This is a genomic window from Streptomyces sp. NPDC036822, from assembly GCF_055609145.1.
Genome location: NZ_JBVJPY010000010.1, coordinates 1 through 19,955, shown reverse-complemented (window position 1 = coordinate 19,955; position 19,955 = coordinate 1). Strand labels below are relative to the sequence as shown.

General features: G+C 72.5%; 17 protein-coding genes. 13 read left to right on the top strand and 4 right to left on the bottom strand.

Annotation, left to right across the window (positions count from 1 at the left end; genetic code table 11):
• Positions 1 to 110 precede the first annotated feature (110 nt).
• The 5 genes from iolC (at position 111) to ACZ68P_RS22440 (ending at position 6,155) form a co-directional block, all read left to right on the top strand.
• Positions 111 to 1,088, top strand: a complete 978-nt coding sequence (gene iolC, locus ACZ68P_RS22460; protein ID WP_471008850.1) for a 5-dehydro-2-deoxygluconokinase — start codon at positions 111 to 113, stop codon at positions 1,086 to 1,088.
• 151 nt (positions 1,089 to 1,239) lie between these two features.
• Positions 1,240 to 2,055, top strand: coding sequence for a 5-deoxy-glucuronate isomerase (iolB, locus tag ACZ68P_RS22455; protein WP_471008848.1), 816 nt, complete (start codon positions 1,240 to 1,242; stop codon positions 2,053 to 2,055).
• The gene (gene iolD, locus ACZ68P_RS22450; protein WP_471008846.1) at positions 2,001 to 3,932 is read left to right on the top strand and encodes a 3D-(3,5/4)-trihydroxycyclohexane-1,2-dione acylhydrolase (decyclizing); all 1,932 of its coding nucleotides are present in this window, start codon (positions 2,001 to 2,003) and stop codon (positions 3,930 to 3,932) included. The genes iolB and iolD overlap by 55 nt, the downstream gene beginning before the upstream one ends.
• 22 nt (positions 3,933 to 3,954) lie before the next feature.
• Positions 3,955 to 5,457 (top strand): CoA-acylating methylmalonate-semialdehyde dehydrogenase, encoded by a 1,503-nt coding sequence (mmsA, locus tag ACZ68P_RS22445; protein ID WP_471008844.1) that lies wholly within the window; start codon positions 3,955 to 3,957, stop codon positions 5,455 to 5,457.
• A 77-nt stretch (positions 5,458 to 5,534) separates the two neighbouring features.
• Positions 5,535 to 6,155: a DUF4291 domain-containing protein gene (locus tag ACZ68P_RS22440; protein ID WP_471008841.1), complete on the top strand. Its 621-nt coding sequence runs from the start codon at positions 5,535 to 5,537 to the stop codon at positions 6,153 to 6,155.
• A 107-nt stretch (positions 6,156 to 6,262) separates the two neighbouring features.
• Here the strand turns inward: ACZ68P_RS22440 and ACZ68P_RS22435 are convergent, their stop codons facing one another.
• Positions 6,263 to 7,450 carry a S8 family peptidase gene (locus ACZ68P_RS22435; protein ID WP_471008839.1) on the bottom strand — a complete coding sequence of 396 codons (1,188 nt, stop codon included), beginning with the start codon at positions 7,448 to 7,450 and terminating at the stop codon, positions 6,263 to 6,265.
• A 126-nt stretch (positions 7,451 to 7,576) separates the two neighbouring features.
• On the bottom strand, positions 7,577 to 8,002 hold the full coding sequence (locus ACZ68P_RS22430; RefSeq protein WP_471008837.1) for a GNAT family N-acetyltransferase: 426 nt from the start codon (positions 8,000 to 8,002) through the stop codon (positions 7,577 to 7,579).
• Between the two features lie 136 nt (positions 8,003 to 8,138).
• Between ACZ68P_RS22430 and ACZ68P_RS22425 the strand changes: the two genes are divergently transcribed.
• Both ACZ68P_RS22425 and ACZ68P_RS22420 read left to right on the top strand, forming a co-directional pair.
• Positions 8,139 to 10,907, top strand: coding sequence for an alpha/beta fold hydrolase (locus ACZ68P_RS22425; RefSeq protein ID WP_471008836.1), 2,769 nt, complete (start codon positions 8,139 to 8,141; stop codon positions 10,905 to 10,907).
• Positions 10,904 to 11,770, top strand: a complete 867-nt coding sequence (locus ACZ68P_RS22420) for an ABC transporter permease (RefSeq protein ID WP_471008834.1) — start codon at positions 10,904 to 10,906, stop codon at positions 11,768 to 11,770. The genes ACZ68P_RS22425 and ACZ68P_RS22420 overlap by 4 nt, the downstream gene beginning before the upstream one ends.
• A gap of 96 nt (positions 11,771 to 11,866) precedes the next feature.
• Here the strand turns inward: ACZ68P_RS22420 and ACZ68P_RS22415 are convergent, their stop codons facing one another.
• Positions 11,867 to 12,577, bottom strand: a complete 711-nt coding sequence (locus ACZ68P_RS22415; protein ID WP_471008831.1) for a helix-turn-helix transcriptional regulator — start codon at positions 12,575 to 12,577, stop codon at positions 11,867 to 11,869.
• A gap of 217 nt (positions 12,578 to 12,794) precedes the next feature.
• Here ACZ68P_RS22415 and ACZ68P_RS22410 point away from each other — a divergent pair, with 217 nt between their 5' ends.
• Complete coding sequence (locus ACZ68P_RS22410; RefSeq protein ID WP_471008829.1) at positions 12,795 to 14,372, top strand: vWA domain-containing protein; 1,578 nt, start codon at positions 12,795 to 12,797, stop codon at positions 14,370 to 14,372.
• A 47-nt stretch (positions 14,373 to 14,419) separates the two neighbouring features.
• Positions 14,420 to 14,887: an anthrone oxygenase family protein gene (locus tag ACZ68P_RS22405; RefSeq protein WP_471008827.1), complete on the top strand. Its 468-nt coding sequence runs from the start codon at positions 14,420 to 14,422 to the stop codon at positions 14,885 to 14,887.
• A gap of 18 nt (positions 14,888 to 14,905) precedes the next feature.
• Here ACZ68P_RS22405 and ACZ68P_RS22400 read toward each other — a convergent pair whose 3' ends face one another.
• Positions 14,906 to 15,859: a ScbA/BarX family gamma-butyrolactone biosynthesis protein gene (locus ACZ68P_RS22400; protein ID WP_471008825.1), complete on the bottom strand. Its 954-nt coding sequence runs from the start codon at positions 15,857 to 15,859 to the stop codon at positions 14,906 to 14,908.
• Positions 15,860 to 16,254: 395 nt separating this feature from the next.
• On the opposite strand from ACZ68P_RS22400, the gene ACZ68P_RS22395 reads away from it, so the two are divergent.
• The 4 genes from ACZ68P_RS22395 to ACZ68P_RS22380 all read left to right on the top strand — a co-directional run bounded on the left by ACZ68P_RS22395 (position 16,255) and on the right by ACZ68P_RS22380 (position 19,864).
• Complete coding sequence (locus tag ACZ68P_RS22395) at positions 16,255 to 16,950, top strand: HAD family phosphatase (RefSeq protein WP_471008822.1); 696 nt, start codon at positions 16,255 to 16,257, stop codon at positions 16,948 to 16,950.
• A gap of 117 nt (positions 16,951 to 17,067) precedes the next feature.
• Entirely contained in the window at positions 17,068 to 17,838 is a 771-nt protein-coding gene (locus tag ACZ68P_RS22390; protein WP_471008820.1) for a glucose 1-dehydrogenase, read from the top strand.
• Positions 17,839 to 18,020: 182 nt separating this feature from the next.
• The gene (locus ACZ68P_RS22385; protein WP_471008817.1) at positions 18,021 to 18,671 is read left to right on the top strand and encodes a ScbR family autoregulator-binding transcription factor; all 651 of its coding nucleotides are present in this window, start codon (positions 18,021 to 18,023) and stop codon (positions 18,669 to 18,671) included.
• Positions 18,672 to 19,000: 329 nt separating this feature from the next.
• Entirely contained in the window at positions 19,001 to 19,864 is an 864-nt protein-coding gene (locus tag ACZ68P_RS22380; RefSeq protein WP_471008815.1) for an AfsR/SARP family transcriptional regulator, read from the top strand.
• The last annotated feature ends 91 nt before the right edge of the window (positions 19,865 to 19,955 follow it).

Genomic DNA, 19,955 nt, shown 5'->3' with positions numbered 1-19,955 from the left:
GGGTTCGCGAAGACGCGTCAAGACGGTCGTCCGAATGTCAGGACATAGCGTTGACATGGCTCCGGGCAGGCGGCTAGACCTGGGTGCGGGGCCGAGGCGAGAGGTGACGCATGCGGACGGAGCCGTACGACCTGATCACGATGGGGCGCATCGGCGTGGACCTGTATCCGCTGCAGATCGGGGTACCGCTCGCCCGTGTGGAGCGGTTCGGCAAGTTCCTCGGCGGCTCGCCCTCGAACGTGGCGGTCGCGGCGGCGCGGCTCGGGAGGCGCACGGCGCTCATCACCCGGACGGGTGCCGACCCCTTCGGCGAGTATCTGCACCTCGCGCTGCGGGGGTTCGGCGTCGACGACCGGTGGGTGACCTCCGTCGAGGCGTATCCGACGCCGGTCACCTTCTGCGAGATCTTCCCGCCCGACGACTTCCCCCTCCACTTCTACCGGCAGCCCAAGGCGCCGGACCTGGAGATCCACCCGTCCGAACTGGACCTCACGGCGATCCGCTCCGCCCGCGCGTTCTGGGTGACGGGGACGGGCCTGAGTGCCGAGCCGAGCCGGGCGTCGACCCTTGGCGCGCTGCGGGAGCGGGGCCGCCGGGACGTGACCGTCCTCGACCTGGACTGGCGCCCGGCGCTCTGGAAGGACCCCGACGAGGCGCCCGCCCTCTACCGCGCCGCCCTGAGCACGGCGACGGTCGCCGTCGGCAACCTCGACGAGTGCGAGGTCGCCACCGGGGAGCGCGAGCCCCATGCCGCCGCCCGCGCCCTGCTGGACGCCGGAGTCCGGGTCGCGGTCGTCAAACAGGGCCCCAAGGGCGTCCTCGCGATGACCGCCGACGGTGAGAGCACCGAGGCCGAGCCGCTGCCGGTCGACGTCGTCAACGGCCTCGGCGCCGGCGACGCGTTCGGCGGGGCGCTCGCCCACGGCCTGCTGGCCGGATGGGACCTGGACCGCGTGATCCGCTACGCCAACGCCGCCGGGGCGATCGTCGCCGGCCGGCTCGCCTGCTCGTCCGCCATGCCGTACGACGACGAGATCGCCCGCGCCCTCACCGCCGGCACCGGCTCGATCCCGGAGCGCACTCCATGACGGCCGTACCCGCGGGGGCCGCCCCCCACGCCGGCGCACCCGCCCAACCCGCCCCGTCCCGCCCCCTGTCCCCGGCGACCCGCCCGCCCCGCCCGGCGGAAGCCGTCGGCGCGGCGGCGAGTCCGCCGGTGGAAGGGGTAGGCACAGGACCATGAACTCCCTGCATCTGCCCGCCGGGACCGCCTCTCGCGGCCCCTACGCCGTCGACGTCGACCCCGCACGGGCCGACTGGCGGTATTCCTCGCTGCGCGTTCTCGAACTCCGCCCCGGACAGACCCATCTCCTGGACACTGGGGACAGTGAATGGATCGTGCTTCCGCTCACCGGCGGCTGTACGGTGCGGCTCGACGACGAGACCTTCTCGGTGCACGGCCGCGAGAGCGTGTTCGACGGAGTCTCCGACTTCGTCTACGTGCCCCGCGACACCCGGGCCCAGATCGCCTCCGGCGCGGGAGGCCGCTTCGCTTTGGCAGGAGCGAAGTGCGAGCGACGACTCCCCGCTCGCTACGGCCCCGCGCCGGAGGTTCCCGTCGAGGCGCGCGGCAGCGGCTCCCAGGCCCGGCAGGTGCGGAACTTCGCCGCGGCCGGGGCCTTCCCCTGCGACCGGCTGATCGCCGTCGAAGTGATCACCCCGGGCGGCAACTGGTCCTCCTACCCGCCGCACAAGCACGACGAGCACCGCCCCGGCACGGAGTCCGAGCTGGAGGAGATCTACTACTACGAGATCCGGCACGGCGGCCTCGGCTACCAGCGGATCTCCCCCTCCCGCCCCGGCGGCGCCGACCTCCTCGCCGAGGTCGCCGGCGGTGACGCCGTCCTCGTACCGGACGGCTGGCACGGCCCGTCGATCGCCCAGCCCGGGCACGACATGTACTACCTCAACGTCATGGCGGGGCCGGGCGCCGAGCGGGAATGGAAGATCAGCTTCCACCCCGACCACACGGAGGGATACACGTGCGTGCTCTGACCGTCGCCCAGGCGCTGGTGCGCTTCCTCGCCGCCCAGTACACCGAACGCGACGGTGTGCGGCGCCGGTTGGTCTCCGCGACGTGGGGCATCTTCGGCCACGGCAACGTCGCCGGTGTCGGCCAGGCCCTGCTGGAGTACGCCGATGTCATGCCGTACCACCAGGGGCGCAACGAACAGGCGATGGTGCACGCGGCCGTCGGCTACGCCCGTCAGTCCAACCGGCTCTCCGCCCACGCGGTCACCACCTCCATCGGCCCCGGCGCCACCAACCTCGTCACCGGCGCCGCCCTCGCCACCGTCAACCACCTGCCGGTCCTGCTGCTGCCCGGTGACGTCTTCGCCACCCGCCCCGCCGACCCCGTCCTCCAGCAGCTCGAAGTCCCCTACGCCGGGGACGTGTCCGTGAACGACTGTCTGCGGCCGGTCTCGAAGTACTTCGACCGGATCACCCGCCCGGAAGCGCTGATCCCGGCCGCGCTCGCCGCCGCGCGGGTCCTCTCCGACCCCGTCGAGACCGGCGCCGTGACGCTCGCGCTCCCGCAGGACGTGCAGGCGGAGGCGTACGACTGGCCGGAGGAGTTCTTCACCGAACGGATCTGGAGGGTGCGCCGCCCACGCCCCGACGAGGACGAGCTCGACGCGGCGGCGCGGGCGATCCGGGGCGCCTCCCGCCCGCTCGTCGTGGCCGGCGGCGGGGTGAAGCACAGCGGCGCCGAGGACGCGCTGCGCGCCTTCGCCGAACAGACCAGGATCCCCGTCGCCACGACCCAGGCGGGCAAGGGCGTCCTGGCGTACGACCACCCCTGCGACGTCGGCGGCATCGGCCACACGGGCACCGCCACCGCCGACGAGCTCGCCGCGGCCGGCGACCTCGTCATCGGCGTCGGCACCCGCTATACCGACTTCACCACCGCCTCCTCCACTCTCTTCGCCCGGCCGGGCGTGCGGTTCGTGAACCTCAACATCGCCGGGTTCGACGCCCACAAACTCGGCGCGCTGCCGCTCGTCGCCGACGCCCGCGAGGGTCTCACCGCCCTCACCGGGGCACTCGGCCGCCACGCCCCCGACGTTCCCGGTCCCGGCGCGCGTCCCGGCGCCGACACCTCGTGGGCCGCCGCCAAGGCCGCCTGGGAGCGGCGCGTCGACGCCGCCTACGCCGTGCCGGACGAGGACGCCCGCCCCACCCAGGCCCAGGTCCTCGGCGTCCTCGACACTCTGGTCACCGAGGACGACATCCTGATCAATGCGGCCGGCTCGCTCCCCGGCGATCTGCACAAGCTGTGGCGGGCCCGTTCCTCGGACCAGTACCACGTCGAATACGGCTATTCCTGCATGGGCTACGAGATCCCCGCCGCGATCGGCGTCGCGCTCGCCGCGCCGAGGCGGCCCGTCTGGGCCCTCGTCGGCGACGGGACGTATCTGATGAACCCCACCGAAATCGTCACCGCGGTGCAGGAAGGGCTGCCCATCACGGTGGTCATCCTGCAGAACCACGGCTACGCCTCCATCGGCGGGCTCTCCACAGCGGTCGGCGGCGAGGGATACGGCACCGCCTACCGCCACCGGGCCCCCGACGGAAGCTTCACCGGCGCGCCGCTCCCCGTCGACCTCGCCGCCAACGCGGCCTCCCTCGGCATGCGGGTGCTGCGCGCCCGCACCGTACGTGACCTGCGAGAAGCCCTCGCCGACGCCCGGGCGTCGACCGTTCCCACATGTGTCTACACGGAGACCGAAACGCCCGACACAGTGTCGGGCCCGCCTCCCGCCCAGGCGTGGTGGGATGTCCCCGTGGCCGAGACCGCGACCCGCTCGTCGGCGGTCCGGGCACGGGAGGAGTACGACCGGCACGTCACCGCCCGCCGCCGCCACCTGTAACAGCCAGAAGGAGCATTCCGTCATGACGAAGACCGTCAACCACTGGATCGGTGGCAAGACCGTCGAGGGCACGTCGGGCAACTGGGGCCCGGTCACCGACCCGGCCACCGGTGCCGTGACCACACAGGTGGCCCTGGCCTCCGTCGAGGAGGTCGACGCGGCCGTCGCCGCCGCGAAGACCGCGTTCGAGAGCTGGGGCACCGCCTCCCTGGCGCAGCGCACCACGATCCTGTTCCGGTTCCGGGCGCTGCTCGACGCCAACCGTGACGCGATCGCCGAGCTGATCGTCGCCGAGCACGGCAAGGTGCACTCCGACGCGCTCGGCGAGGTCGCCCGCGGCCTGGAGATCGTCGACCTGGCCTGCGGCATCACCACCCAGCTGAAGGGCGAGCTGTCCACCCAGGTGTCGAACCGGGTGGACGTGGCCTCGATCCGGCAGCCGGTCGGCGTGGTCGCCGGCATCACCCCGTTCAACTTCCCGGCCATGGTGCCGATGTGGATGTTCCCGATCGCCATCGCGTGCGGCAACACCTTCATCCTCAAGCCGAGCGAGAAGGACCCCTCCCCGTCCCTGAAGATCGCCGAGCTGCTCGCCGAGGCGGGGCTGCCGGAGGGTGTCTTCAACGTCGTGCACGGCGACAAGGTCGCGGTGGACCGGCTCCTGGAGCACCCCGACGTGTCGGCGGTCTCCTTCGTCGGCTCGACGCCGATCGCCCGCCACATCCACACCACCGCCTCGGCCAACGGCAAGCGCGTCCAGGCGCTCGGCGGCGCGAAGAACCACATGCTGGTGCTGCCGGACGCGGACCTCGACGCGGCGGCGGACGCGGCTGTCTCGGCGGCCTACGGCTCCGCCGGCGAGCGCTGCATGGCGATCTCCGCGGTCGTCGCGGTCGGCGCCATCGCGGACGAACTGGTCGAGAAGATCCGCGAGCGCGCCGAGAAGATCAAGATCGGCCCCGGCGGCGACCCGACCTCCGAGATGGGCCCGCTCATCACGGCCGTCCACCGCGACAAGGTCGCCTCCTACGTCCACGGCGCGGCGGCCGAGGGCTGCGAGGTCGTCCTGGACGGCACGGGCCACACGGTCGAGGGGTACGAGGACGGCCACTGGATCGGCCTCTCGCTCCTGGACAAGGTGCCCACGACGGCGAAGGCGTACCAGGACGAGATCTTCGGCCCGGTGCTGTGCGTGCTGCGCACCGAGACGTACGAGGACGGTGTCGCGCTCATCAACGCCTCGCCGTTCGGCAACGGCACGGCGATCTTCACCCGTGACGGCGGCGCCGCCCGCCGCTTCCAGATGGAGATCCAGGCGGGCATGGTCGGCGTGAACGTGCCGATCCCGGTGCCGGTGGGCTACCACTCCTTCGGTGGCTGGAAGGACTCGCTCTTCGGTGACCACCACATCTACGGCAACGACGGCGTGCACTTCTACACCCGCGGCAAGGTCGTCACCACCCGCTGGCCGGACCCGTCCGAGGCCCCGGCGGGCGTGGACCTGGGCTTCCCGCGCAACCACTGAACCGCGCACCCTCGTACGAACCGCGCACCCCGTTAAGGAGTGGCCCCCGGATGTGCCCCCGAGGCATTCTGGGGGCCATGTCCGTGCCGCCGAAGTACCAGATCCGCGCCCGGTACACCGACTCCACGGTGACCGTCCATCAGGCGTACGACCCCTCCATCGGGCTCCCTGCCGCCCGTGACGGGCGTTTCCCCGCCGCGTGGAAGCGGGACCGGATGACGTGGATCAAGCCGTCGTTCCTGTGGATGATGTACCGCTGCGGATGGGGGCTCAAGGAGGGGCAGCAGACCGTCCTCGCGGTCGAGATCACCCGCGAGGGCTTCGAATGGGCGCTGCGCCACGCCTGCCTGTCGCACTACGTCCGGGAGATCCACTCCGACCACGACGCCTGGAAGCGGGAGCTGCGGCGGTCCCCGGCCCGGGTCCAGTGGGACCCCGAACGGGATCTGCGCCTCACCGCGTTGCCATACCGCTCCCTCCAGCTGGGGCTCGCGGGGGAGGCGACCCGGCTCTACGCGGACCGGTGGATCGTGGGCGTACGGGACGTCACGCCGCTGGCGCACGAGATCCACGCGCTCGTGCGGGACGGCCGGCTCGACGACGCCAGGACGAAGCTGCCCGAGGAGCGGCCGTACCCGGTGGGTCCGGACCTCCTCGGGCGGCTCGTCGCGGAGGGGCCGAGCCGAAGCGCCGTGTGAGCGTGCGCGGTGCGAGCGAACGCCGTGAGCGCCGTGTGAGCGTGCGCGGTGCGCGGGTGCGCGTCGGCGAGGGCGTGTTCCGAGAGTCCCGTCTGGCCCGGGGTGCCCTAGAACACCGAGTGGAGCAGCTTGTTCGGGGAGCCGGTCCTCGCGTCCTGGACCTTTCCGCTCGTGGCGTTGGCCACCAGCGCGTCACGGACCTGGGCCGGCGTCGCCGTCGGGTGGGCCGAGAGGTAGAGGGCCGCGACACCCGCCGTGTGCGGGGCCGCCATGGAAGTGCCCGAGATCGTGTTCGTCGCCGTGTCGCTGTCCTTCCACGCCGACGTGATGGACACGCCGGGCGCGAACAGGTCCACGCACGTGCCGTAGTTGGAGAAGGACGCGCGCTTGTCGGCGGAGTCCGTGGCCCCAACCGTGATCGCCTCGGGCACGCGGGCCGGGGAGTAGTTGCACGCCTTCGCCGGCAGACCGAGGAAGTTGCCGTTGCCCGCCGCGACGGCGTAGCTGACGCCCGAGGCGATGGAACGCTTCACCGCGTCGTCCAGCGAGGTGGCGGCCCCGCCGCCCAGGCTCATGTTCGCGACCGCCGGCTTGACGGCGTTGGCCGTCACCCAGTCCACGCCCGCGATGACCCCGGCGGTCGTGCCGGAGCCGTTGCAGTCCAGGACCCGTACCGCCACCAGCTTCGCGGCCTTGGCAACGCCGTACTTCGCGCCGCCGACGGTGCCCGCCACGTGCGTGCCGTGGCCCTGGCAGTCCTGCCCGTTCTGGCCACCGCCGACCGTGTCGGTGCCGACCGTGGCCCGGCCGCCGAACTCGCTGTGCGAGGTGCGGATGCCGGTGTCGATGATGTACGCGGTGACGTTGGACGCGGTCGTGTCGTAGGTGTACGTCGTCGACAGCGGAAGGTCCCGCTGGTCGATCCGGTCCAGGCCCCAGGTGGCCCCCGTCTGAGTGTCGGCGAGCCGGACGGTCCGGTTCTGCTCGACGTACGCCACCCGCGGGTCGGCGGCCAGGGCCGCGGCCCGCGCCTGGGACATCGAGGTCGAGAAACCCTTGAGGACGGAGCGGTAGACGTGGCGGGGCGTCACGCCCAGGTCGCCGGCGCGGGTCGAGCCGTCCTTGAGGACGACGATCCAGCTGTTCTCGACGGCCAGGGAGGCGGGGGCGAGCCGGAGATCGCCGAGAGGGGCGGTGGGGGCGCCCTGGGCGGTGGGGGAGGCGAGGAACTGGAGGCCGGCCGCGAGCGCGAGGACCGGGACGAGCGCTCCGACGCGGCGGGATATGGAGGTCATGTGGTGGGGCACCTGGACCTTTCGTGGAGGGGATCGCGGCCGCGCACCCGTACGTGGGGTACGGGTGGGCGTGACGCGAAGGCGTCCCACAGGGTCTCGTGTTGTCATGTGCCGCACAAGGGTCTGTCAGTGGTCCTTCGGTGCGAACTCCCACGTCAACATGGCGAACACGCCGTCGTCCGCCGCGCCCGTCGACCGGTACGTCGCCAGCGCCGGGTCGTTGTCCGTGTCGACCCCGACCCAGGCGTCGTAACAGCCCCGCTCCCGAGCCACCGCCACCAGCGCCCGCGTCAGCGCCCCGCCGATCCCGCGCCGCCGGTACCGCTCGTCCACCGACAGCTCGTACAGACACATCTCCGTCCCCTTGTCGGGGTGCAGCATCTCGATCCCGGAGACCAGACCCGCGGGGAACCCGTCCTCCGTGTACGCGATCAGCATCAGGTGCCCGGGCGCGGCCAGGAAGCGCTCCGCCCATTCCGGCCTGGGCGGACCGTCGTAGAGGTGCTCCGCCGCCAGCAGCTCGGCCACCGTCGTCGCCTGCCGGATCTCCATGCACGGCCCCCTCGGGTCCACGGCGCGCGTACCGCGTCTGGTGTACGGCGACCGTACTGCGTACGACTCGAGGAGGCCGCCGAATTCCGCCTGCGGGCAGCCGAGCCGCACGGCGGACCCGCCTAGGCTCACCAGCATGAAGCTCCGACTTCCCCGGTGGGCCGCGGTCACCGCGGCCCTCGCCCTGCTCGCGGGCGCCGGCACATGGACGGCCGTCGCCACCGACGAACCCCCGCCCGTGGACCGCGCGGACCAGATGCTCGACGTGCCCGGGGCACGCATCGACACCTCCTACTTCACCGCCGGGCCCTCCTCGGAGCGCCGGCCGGCGGTCCTGCTCGGGCACGGCTTCGGCGGGTCCAAGGACGACGTCCGGGCCCAGGCCGAGAAGCTCGCCCGCGACGGATACGCCGTCCTCACCTGGTCCGCGCGCGGATTCGGCGCCTCCACCGGGCAGATCGGTCTCAACGACCCCGACCACGAGGTCCAGGACGTCCGGGGGCTCGTCGACTGGCTCGCGAGGCGGCCCGAGGTACGGCTCGACAAGGACGGCGACCCGCGCGTCGGGGTCACCGGCGCCTCCTACGGCGGCGCGATCGCGCTCCTCGCCGCCGGACACGACCAGCGGGTCGACGCGATCGCCCCGCAGATCACCTACTGGAACCTGGCCGACGCGCTCTTCCCGGAAGGGGTCTTCAAGAAGCTCTGGGCGGGGATCTTCTTCTCGTCGGGCAACCAGCCGGCCGGCCTCCAGCCGGGTGGTTCGCGGCAGGGCCAGGACCAGGACGACCGGCAGGGCGGGCAGCCGGCAGGCTCCCGGCCCGGCCCCCGCGCCGCGGCCGCGCAGCCCTCCGCCTGCGGGCGCTTCACCCCCGAGCTCTGCGCCCTCTACGAACGCGTCGCCGTCGCAGGGAAGCCCGACGCCGCCGCCCGCACCCTCCTCGAAGCCCGCAGCCCCTCGGCCGTCGGCGCCCGCATCAAGGTGCCCGCCCTGATCGTGCAGGGCCAGTCCGACTCGCTCTTCCCGCTCTCCCACGCCGACGCCATGGCGAAGACGATCGCCGCCAACGGCGCCCCCGTGGCCGTCGACTGGATCGCGGGCGGCCACGACGGCGGCAACCGCGAGGCCGACCGTGTCGAGGCACGGGTCACCAGCTGGTTCGACCGCCATCTGAAGGACGACAAGGGCGCCGACACCGGCCCCGCCTTCCGCGTCAGCCGCACCGGCGGGGTCGACTCCACCGACGGCCGGGCGCTGCTGCGCGGCGCGACCGCCGCCGCCTATCCGGGGCTCTCGGCCGGCGCCACCTCCCTGCCGCTCGACGGCGACGGGCCGCGGACCTTCCGCAACCCGGCGGGAGCCAACCCGCCCGCGATCTCCGCCGTCCCCGGGCTCGGCGGCGGTCTGTCCCAGCTGTCCTCGCTCGGCGTCGGTCTCTCCCTCGACTTCCCCGGCCAGTTCGCCGCCTTCGACGCACCGCCGCGCTCCACGGCCCTGCGGATCACCGGATCGCCCACCGTCCGCGTGAAGGTCACCTCCGGCAGCGCCGACGGCTCCGCCGTCCTCTTCGGCAAGGTGTACGACGTCGGGCCCGACGGACGACAGCAGGTGCTGCCCGCCCAGCTCGTCGCCCCCGTCCGCGTGGACGACGCCCGCCAGGGCAGGAGCGTCACGCTGACCCTCCCCGCGATCGACCACGAGGTGGAGGCAGGCCACCGGCTGCGGCTCGTGCTCGCCGCCACCGACCTCGGCTACGCCTCCCCGGCCGCCCCCGCCACGTACACGGTCGCGGTCGAGAGCGGACTGACCGTGCCGACCGCGTCCGCCGTCGCCACCCAGGCGGCCGGAACGCCCTGGTGGGTCTGGGGCCTGCCGCTCATCGGACTCGCCGTGGCCGCGGCCCTGCTGCTCACCTCCCCCCTGGCGTTCGGCAAGGGCGGCGCCCGCCGCCGGACCACGGCCACCGCCCCGGACCCCGAACTGGCCGCCGTACCGCTCCAGATCACCGGACTGACGAAGAAGTACGCCAAGTCCTCCGACCGGTACGCCGTACGGGACCTCTCCTTCCGGGTCGAGCAGGGCCAGGTCCTCGGACTCCTCGGCCCCAACGGCGCCGGCAAGACCACCACGCTGCGCATGCTCATGGGCCTCATCACGCCCGACGACGGCGAGATCCGGGTCTTCGGGCAGGCCATCAGGCCCGGCGCCCCGGTCCTCTCCCGGGTCGGCGCCTTCGTGGAGGGTGCGGGCTTCCTGCCGCACCTGTCCGGCCGGGACAACCTGGACCTCTACTGGAAGGCCACCGGCCGCCCCGCCGAGGACGCGCACACCGAGGAGGCGCTGCGGATCGCCGGTCTCGGCGACGCGCTCTCCCGCTCCGTCCGGACGTACTCGCAGGGCATGCGACAGCGGCTCGCCATCGCCCAGGCCATGCTCGGGCTGCCGGACCTGCTGATCCTGGACGAGCCGACGAACGGACTCGACCCGCCGCAGATCCGCGAGATGCGGGACGTGATGATCCGGTACGCGGCCGGTGGCCGGACCGTCATCGTCTCCAGCCACCTCCTGTCGGAGGTCGAGCAGTCCTGCACCCACCTCGTGGTCATGGACCGGGGCCGGCTGGTCCAGGCCGGACCGGTCGCCGAGATCATCGGTGCCGGTGACACGCTCCTCGTGAGCCTCGGCGGGACCGTCGACGCGCCGCTGGTCGACAAGATCGCCGCGCTGCCGGGGATCGACTCCGTGGTACGGGCCGACGACGGGCTCCTCGTCCGGCTCGACGGCGCCACCGCCACCGAGCTGATCGGCGAACTCGTCCGGCTCGACGTGCCCGTGACCGGTGTGGGACCGCACCGGCGCCTCGAGGACGCGTTCCTCACCCTGATCGGAGGAGGATCCGCATGAGCGGGACCGCGGAACTGGTGGAGACCGCCCCCGGCTACCGGGCGCGCCACACCCTGCCGCTGCGCGTCGAGGCCGTACGGCAGCTGAAGCGGCGCCGCACCCTCGTCATGGGGGCGGTGCTCGCCGCCCTGCCGTTCGTGCTGATCGTCGCCTTCGCGATCGGCGGCACCCCGGACGGCAACGAGAACGGCCGCATCACGCTGATGGACACGGCGACGGCGTCCGCCGCGAACTTCGCGGCGACCTGTCTCTTCGTCTCGGCGGGCTTCCTCCTCGTCATTCCCGTCGCGCTCTTCTGCGGGGACACGGTGGCCTCCGAGGCCGGCTGGTCCTCGCTGCGCTACCTCCTCGCCGCGCCCGTGCCCCGGGCCCGGCTGCTGTGGTCCAAGCTGGCGGTGGCCCTGGGGTTCAGCGCGGCCTCGATGGTCCTGCTGCCGCTCGTCGCCCTGACCGCGGGCACGGTCGCCTACGGCTGGGGGCCCCTGCGTCTGCCCACCGGCGGCTCGCTGCCGGCCGCGGAGACCCTGCCCCGGCTCGTGCTCGCCGTCGCGTTCATCTTCGTCTCCCAACTCGTCACGGCCGGTCTGGCGTTCTGGCTCTCCACCCGCACCGACGCACCGCTGGGAGCGGTCGGCGGCGCGGTCGGCCTGACGATCGTCGGCAACGTCCTGGACGCGGTGACGGCGCTCGGATCCTGGCGCGACTTCCTCCCGGCGCACTGGCAGTTCGCCTGGGCGGACGCTCTGCAGCCCCAGCTGGAGTGGGCGGGGATGGCGAAGGGGGCGGCGGTCTCGGTGACCTACGCGCTGATCCTCTTCGCCCTGGCCTTCCGGGGCTTCTCCCGCAAGGACATCGTGTCCTAGACGGGCCGGACAGGCCCGACGGGCCGGCGGCGCCGAGGAGACCGGTGGAGAAGCCGGCCGGGCGGCCGGCGCCGCGGCCGGCTTCGCGTGGACGGGTCACAGCCACCCCCTTCGAGCCGCTTCCGCTCCCGCGCGGAAGCGGCTCGTCGTGCCCAGGGCGTGCATCAGCTCGCCCACCCGGCGGCTGTACGTGCGCGGCGACATGCCGAGGCGGGCGGCGGCGGCCTCGTCCGTGAGGCCGGAGAGGAGCGCCTCCAGGACCGGGCGGAGCTGCGGGGTCAGCTCACGCGAGGGGGCGGTCGCGCCGACCAGCTCCTCGCCCCCGTCCCAACTGAGGTGGTGGGCGCGGACGAGGGCCTGGACGACCACCGGGTCGCGGATCAGGAGCAGGCCGTTGTGGAGCAGCTCCAGATCGAGGGGGACGGCCGCGACCGTGCGGTCGACGATGATCATCTTGAAGGGGATCGCGTCCGTCAGCCGGGCCTGACCGGGCGTCTCGACCATGCCCGCCACGTGGGAGAGGGCGTGGCGCGGCACGATCCGTCTGACCTCGCGCGCCTGCTCCGCCGCGGCCCGCATGCACGCTCCCGCCAACTCCAGGAACGGCTCGGGGATCGCTCGGCCCGCGGAGGCGGCCGGGTCGTCGAAGGTCAACAGCTCGTGCCGCGCGGAGGCGGCGAGGCCGGCCAGCGCGGCGCTGATCCGGCGCGTCCCGCGCACCGGACGCCCCGGCGGCCGCTGCGCCTCGGGCGCGGCCCGGCTCATCGCCGTCCGGGCGAGCATCAAGGAGCCCGCTGTCTCTGACACCGCTCACCACCCCCGCCCGATCGGTGTGCCACTCCATGTACGCATGCGACTGCACACGGTGACAACCCCTGTTGAAAAGGATGGCGACTCCATGCCATAGGCATCCTCACCCGTGCGCCGTTGCCGCATCGAGATCCATCCGCAACCCCCTCGACTGCTCCTCCCGGCCCTCTCGGACGTCCCATACACAAGTGCCGAGTCACAAGGGGGAGATGAGATGCAGCGACGACGGATGCGGATCGCCGCGGGGATCCTGGCCGCCGGACTGTGGGCGACCGGGTGCGCGGGCGGGTCCGGCGCGGACGGGACGGTCGCCGACAGGGCCGCGGGCGAGCGGGCGCCGGCCGCTCCGGACGCACGGCCCTCGCCGGCCGCACCCGGCGCGCCCGCCACTCCGGAGGCGGGGGCGGCCGAGGGTGAGCAGCGGTCGCGCCCGCCGGCCCCCGACTGGCTGTCCACCTTCGCGCTGGACGTGGACACCGCCTCGTACGGATACGCCCGCCGCACCCTGTCCGAAGGCCGTCTGCCGGACCCGGCGACCGTGCGGCCCGAGGAGTTCGTCAACAGCTTCCGGCCCGACTATCCGCGGCCGAAGGACGACGGGTTCGGCGTGACGGTCGACGGCGCGCGGACCGGCGCGGAGGGGTGGTCGCTCGTCCGGGTCGGTCTCGCCACCCGGGCGGCCGACCGCAAGGGTGAACGCCCGCCCGCCGCCCTCACCTTCGTCGTGGACGTCTCCGGCTCGATGGCCGAGCCGGGCCGGCTCGACCTCGTCAAGGAGTCCCTCGGTCTCCTCGCCGACGAGCTGCGCGACGACGACTCGGTCGCGCTGGTCACCTTCAGCGACCGCGCGGAGACCCGGCTCGGCATGACGCGGGTGGGCGAGAACCGGCAGCGGATCAAGAGCGCCGTGGCCGAGCTCGCCACCTCGTCCTCCACCAACGTCGAGGCCGGTGTGCGCACCGGGTACGACGCCGCCGTCGAGGGCCGGCGCCAGGGCGCCACCAACCGGGTGGTGCTGCTCTCCGACGCCCTCGCCAACTCCGGCGACACGGAGGCGCGGTCGATCCTGAACCGGGTCGACGAGGAGCGCCGGGAGTACGGGATCACCCTCTTCGGGGTCGGGGTCGGCAGCGACTACGGCGACGCGTTCATGGAGCAGCTCGCCGACAAGGGCGACGGCCACACGACGTACGTCTCCACCCGCGCACAGGCCCGCAAGGTCTTCGTGGAGCAGCTGCCCACCCATGTCGAGCTGCGCGCGCGGGACGCCAAGGCGCAGGTCGCCTTCGACCCGGCGACCGTGGAGAGCTTCCGGCTGATCGGGTACGAGAACCGGGAGGTCGCCGACGAGGACTTCCGCGACGACCGGGTCGACGGCGGCGAGGTGGGCGCGGGGCACACCGTCACGGCGCTGTACGTGGTCAGGACCCGGCCCGGCCGGACGGGCCGGCTGGCGACGGCGACGGTCCGCTGGCTCGACCCGTCGTCCCGCGCCCCGCGCGAGCGGTCCGGGTCGGTGGCGACGGACGCGCTCACCTCGTCCGTCTGGGCGGCGGGGCACGACAGCCTGCAACTGACGGCCGTGGCGGCGTACTTCGCCGACGCGCTGCGGGGCGGCGATCTGCCGGGCGCTCCGCCGCTCTCCCGGCTCGCGGCCTACGCGGGCGCGATCGCCGAGCGGGGGGACTCCGCTGTGGTCCGGGAGCTGACGGAGTCGATCCGGCGGGCGGACCGGCTCAGGGGCCCCGACGGCGGGGCGCGACCGGAGTCCGGGGATCCGTACAGCGGTTGATCCACAGGGGCTGCGGACCGGCCGTGGGTACCCCCATGATGGGGCCCATGGCCACCCTGCTGCTCGCCCTCGCCGTCGCCGCCACCGGCCTGTACGCCGGTTTCATGCTGATCTTCCGTACGGGGATCATGCCGGCCCTGGCGCGGCTCGACGACGCCGCGTTCGTGGACGCCATGCGACGGATCAACGAGTACGTTCCCCGGCCTCTGTTCCTCGTCGTGTTCCTGGGGGTCGCGGCCCTGCCGGTCGCGGCCTTCCTCGTCCCCGTCGACGGGCGCACGGAGACCCAGAAGTGGCTGGTCCTCGCCGGAGTGGTGTGCGCCGTGCTCAACCACCTGGTCACGATCGGCGGCAACATCCCGCTCAACACGGCGCTGGCCGCCTCGGAGAGCGCCGGCGAGGCGCCGGCTGCCGTCCGGGCGGCCTTCGAGAAGCGGTGGAACGGCTTCCATCTGATGCGTACGGTCCTGGTCACCGCGGCGTTCGGGCTGCTGACCGCCGCGGCGGTCGGCTGACCGCCGCGCTGCCCGGGGTCAGGAGTGCGCGGGCAGGTTCGCGACCGTGGTGATCGCCGTGAAGAGGACCGCGTCGTCCTGGCGCCCGACGACCCGGAGCAGACGCTCGCTGGTGCCGGGGTAGTCCACGGCCGGCTCGGTCTCGATCCAGCAGGGGCTGCCGAACTCCGCGTACCGGTGGAAGGTCGAGTCCATCGCCATCGGCATCACGACCTGGCCTTCGGGGGCGAGCGAGTGCACCGCCTGACGGGCCGCCTCCAGCAGGACCATGCCGGGTATGTGGTCGCCCGGGTGGTCGAAGAGGACCGGGTGGCGGGTGTCGACGCGCAGCCGCCACCGGTCGGCGCGGTCGGCCGGGGTGAGCACCACGTCGAAGTCGTCGCGGCGGCCCACCGTGCCCGGCTCCACGGGCGGGGTGGGCGGCACGGCCACGTCGAGCGGCGCGTCGACGCGGTCGGCGCGCAGCCGGCGGTAGACCTCGGGGCTGGTGCAGGTGTAGCGGGCGTTGCCGGTGGCGAGGGTGCGGCCGTTCTCGCTGATCACGACCTCGTAGGCGAGCCCGGTCAGGCGTCCGGCGCGGTGGCGGATGTCCGAGCAGGTCACGTCGAGGCGCAGGTCGGCGGGCGCGCCGCCGACGGCCATCATGCCGGGCACCACGCGGTAGTTGAGCTCCCACATGAGGAACTGGTGGCCGAGCGGCACGCCGAAGCCGGCGTGGGCGAGCAGGGCACCGACCTGGCGGATCGTTTCCGCGGCCATCATCGGGTCGTAGTGCGTTCCGCCGAGGGGGCCGAAGAAGGAGTGGGCGCGCGGCCACTGGGCGCTCAGGGTGAAGTGCGCCTCGTCCAGACGGGACCAGTCGGCGGCCAGGAAGACCTCCGCGAGCGCGGCCCGGTGGACGTACTCACGGGGAGCCGTCGTGGTGAGCCGGGGCATGGCTTCGGGGTCCACGATGTCGGTCGCAGCGGGCATCTGCAGCATGAGATCCCTCGATTAGGGGCCTATTAAGAGGATTCGGGCGATCAGCAGGCGGAAGTTACGAACTCGTGGGTCGGTTTGGCAACCATGTCGGTACGGTTCTGTCAGGTCGGTGCACGACCGGTATGGAATCCGCGCGGCGTCCGGGAAGCGCGCCGGGGAGGACGTCAGGCGTCAACGGCGCCTGTCAGAGCGGCAGGTGTCCGCCTCGTGAGACCCCAGGGTTCACGAAGGAGGTTGCTTCGGGTATCTTCCAGGCTGCCGGAAATCTGTACCGCCAGGTTTGTTTCTCGGGCCTCCGAGACACCGGTTCGAGTGGGTGCGTCACGATCCGAGCGATTCGCCCCGGTAAGACCGGCTCGCCGATCGGCTGTCCCTGGGAGACCACCGTGGAACCTCTGCGCCAGATACGCCTTGCCGCCGTCAACATCGACGGTGTCCTGCTGAACGACACCTTCAGCCCGGTCATCCACCACTTCGTCACCAGCCGCGGCGGGCGTTACGACGCCGACGTGGAGCGGGAGATCTTCTCCCAGCCCCAGCTCACCGCGGCCAAGGCCCTCGGCGCCGCCGCCGGACTCGACGCGAGTCCCGAGACGGTGCTGACCGCCTACTTCGAGGAGCGCGCAGACCACCTGGCGGCGCACCCGCTGCGGCTGCTCGACGGAGCCGTCGACCTGCTGCTGCGGCTGCGCGGCGCGGGGCTCCTGACGGTCTGCTACGGCGGACTCGACAAGAGCCACTTCGACCGGCACCTGGGCGAGTGGGCGCACCTCTTCGACGGCCCCGGCTACGTCTGCACCAACGACTTCCGCCCCGGGCTGCACGAGATCACGACGGAGGTCTTCGGACTCCGCCACGACCAGGCCCTGTTCATCGACGACGTCGCGCGCGTCGCGGAGACCGCCAAGGAGCTGGGTGTCCCCTTCGTCGGCCACCCCAGCGACTTCGCGCACGGTTTCCAGGGAGAACTGATGCGCGCGGCGGGCGTCCGGCACCTGGTGCGCTCGCTCGACGAGATCGACGAGCCCTTGCTGCGGACCCTCGACGACGAGGCCGCCGCCGGTCGCCTCTGGAACCGCTGAGGCCTCCGTGGCGTATGTACACGAAGCCCCCTGGAGGGTCGGCGTGCTGCCGACGGCGGGTCCGGCGCCCCGCCGGCAGCCGCCTCCCCTCCACCTGCCGAGGGAGACCACCGTCCCATGACCGCAGACCATCGCCTGTTGACCGACAAAGTCGCCCTGATCACCGGAGCGAGCAGCGGAATCGGAGCGGCCGCCGCCCGGGTCTTCGCCCGGGAGGGCGCCCGGGTCGTGCTCGCCGCCCGCCGGGAGGACAGACTCAAGACCCTGGTGGCCGCGCTGCGCGACGAGGGCGCCGAGGCCGAGTACGTGGTCGCGGACATCACCCGCCGCGAGGACACCCGGGCCGCCGTGGCCCACGCCGTGCGGACCTACGGGCGGCTCGACCTGGCCTTCAACAACGCCGGCTGGGGCACCCCGCGCGAGCCCCTGCACGAGATGGACGACGACCTCTACGACAGCATCATGGACGTCAACGTGCGCGGGACCTGGAACTGCCTGCGGGACGAGATAGCGGCCATGCTGCCCACCGGCGGCGGCGCGATCGTCAACAACAGCAGCGTGGGCGGTCTGCTCGCGACTCCGGTCGCCGCCCCCTACGTCGCCGCCAAGCACGCCGTCGTCGGGCTGACCAAGGCGGCCGCGGCCGAGTACGCGGCCCAGGGCATCCGGGTCAACGCGGTGGCTCCCGGGACCACGCGGACCGAAGTGGTGAGCGCGTGGTTCGACGCCGTGCCCGGAATCGAGGTGGCCCTGCACGCCGCCACGCCCCAGGCACGCACCGCCGGGCCCGAGGAGATCGCCGAGGCGGCGGCCTGGCTCTGCAGTGACCGAGCGTCGTTCGTCACCGGTGTCACCATGCCGGTGGACGGCGGCTTCACGATGGTGTGACCGTGATGACGACCCGTGCTCCGACGGGTTCCGCCCGCGGCCGGACGGTCCGCCCGGGACGGCTTGTGCCCCCTGCACGTATCCGTCCATACTTGCTGTTTTCAACTGTGAAGTGCGTGCAGGCACGGAGCGAGCGCGAGCGCCCCGAGGGGCTCCGGGCTATGAGAGGGACGTGAACCCCGATGGCGAAGCAGGATCGCGCGATTCGGACGCGCCAGGCGATCTTGGAAGCGGCCGCCACCGTCTTCGACGAGCGTGGTTACGAGGCCGCGAAGCTCTCCGACATCCTCCAGCTCGCCCAGGTCACCAAGGGTGCGCTGTACTTCCACTTCGACTCCAAGGAAGACCTCGCGCACGCCGTCATCGACGCCCAGGTGTCGGCGGCTCCGATGCCCATGCCGCAGGTGTCCAAGCTGCAGGAGTTCGTCGACATCGGCATGGTGTTCGCCCACCGGCTCACCCATGACGGTCTGTTGCGCGGCAGCGTGCGCCTCACGCTCGACCAGGGCGGCCACGAGCTCAACCGCAGCGGCCCCTACCGGGAGTGGACCGATCTGAACCTGCGGGTGCTCGAGGAGGCCAAGCAGCGCGGCGAACTGCTGCCGCACGCCGACCCGGAGGAGGTGGCCCCGCTCGTCGTGGGCTCCTACGCGGGCCTGAACCTGATGACCCAGGCGCTGGGGAGCAACCGGTCCGAAATGGACCGGTGGGCCTCGGCGCTCTACCGCCACGTGCTGCCCAGCATCGCCGTGCCCGCCGTCCTGGCGATGCTCGACATGGAGCCCGGCCGGGGCGCCCGCGCGCTGCGGGCGGCCGAGGCGGCCGCGGGCTAGCGTCACCCACCGTGCGGAGGTGTGGCATATGCGTGCCAACAAACCATACCTACGCGCTGGTTTTCTGAGGATGACACGAACTCGTCATCTTCACGTCGTCACGAATCAACCACGGAAAGCGTACCCGTGAGTCCAGATCTTGGACGCGCGGGTACGTTTCTTCGGCTGGATCACGGATTCTCGATGGCGTCACATGCCGACAAATCCGGGCATACTTGACGGAATATCGAGCCCGAGTTTCCGTACCCCACGGTTTCTTATTGACATGCCTCCCGGTCTCTTTTCTAATCGTGCAGGGCCTAGCCGCGCACAGACACTGAGGGGGCAAAGTGGACGTCCGGATCCTGGGGGGACTGTCAGTACGCGAGAACGGGGTGTCGATCACTCCGACGGCTGCCGCACCGAGGCAGCTGCTCGCACTACTGGCGGCCAAGGCCGACCAGGTCGTGCCCGTGACCGTGCTGATGGAGGAACTCTGGCCGTCCGGCGCACCACGCGGCGCACGTGTCGAACTCCAGTCCCATATCCTCGATCTGCGGGCACTCATCACGACCGCGCTGCGCAGCAACGAGCCACCGGAAACCGGCACCGCCTGGCTGGAACGGCGGACCGCCGAGGCCGTGCTCGTCTCGCTGCCCGGCGGCTACCGCCTCGACACCGGCGGCGGCTCCAACGACGCCTGGCAGTTCGAACGGGCGGCGGGCGCCGGCTACCGCGCCATGGAGGCGGGCGACCTCCAGCGCGCCGCGCGCCGCCTCGGCGACGCCCTCGCCCTCTGGCGCGGGGAACCGTACGCAGGGGTCGCGGCCGGCCCCCACCTGCGCACGGAGATCGAGCGTCTGGAGGCCTCCCGGCTGAGCGCGCTCGACCAGTGGGTCGAGGCGCAGCTCCGGCTCGGCCGGCACTTCGAGATGATCTCCGACCTCGCCGAACTCGTCGCCCAGTACCGCACCAACGAGCCGCTGCACGGCCAGTTCATGGTCGCGCTGCTGCGCTGCGGCCGGCAGGACGAGGCGCTGGAGGTCTACCAGCGGCTCCGCAACGGCCTGAAGAAGGAGACCGGCATGGAGCCCTCCGCGCGGCTGCGCAGGCTCCAGCGCTCGATCCTGACCGTACGGGACGTCGCCCGCCCCGCCTTCGGCCGCCAGACGTCCGCCCGACCCCGTCTCGTACCGGCCGGATCGTTCGTCTAAAGCGTGTTGCAGAAGGCTTTGGCTCGGGTATTTCCCCTGTATGGGCGGGGTGTTGAGGGCTGAGGCGTTGTGGGTGGAGACGTTCACGGGT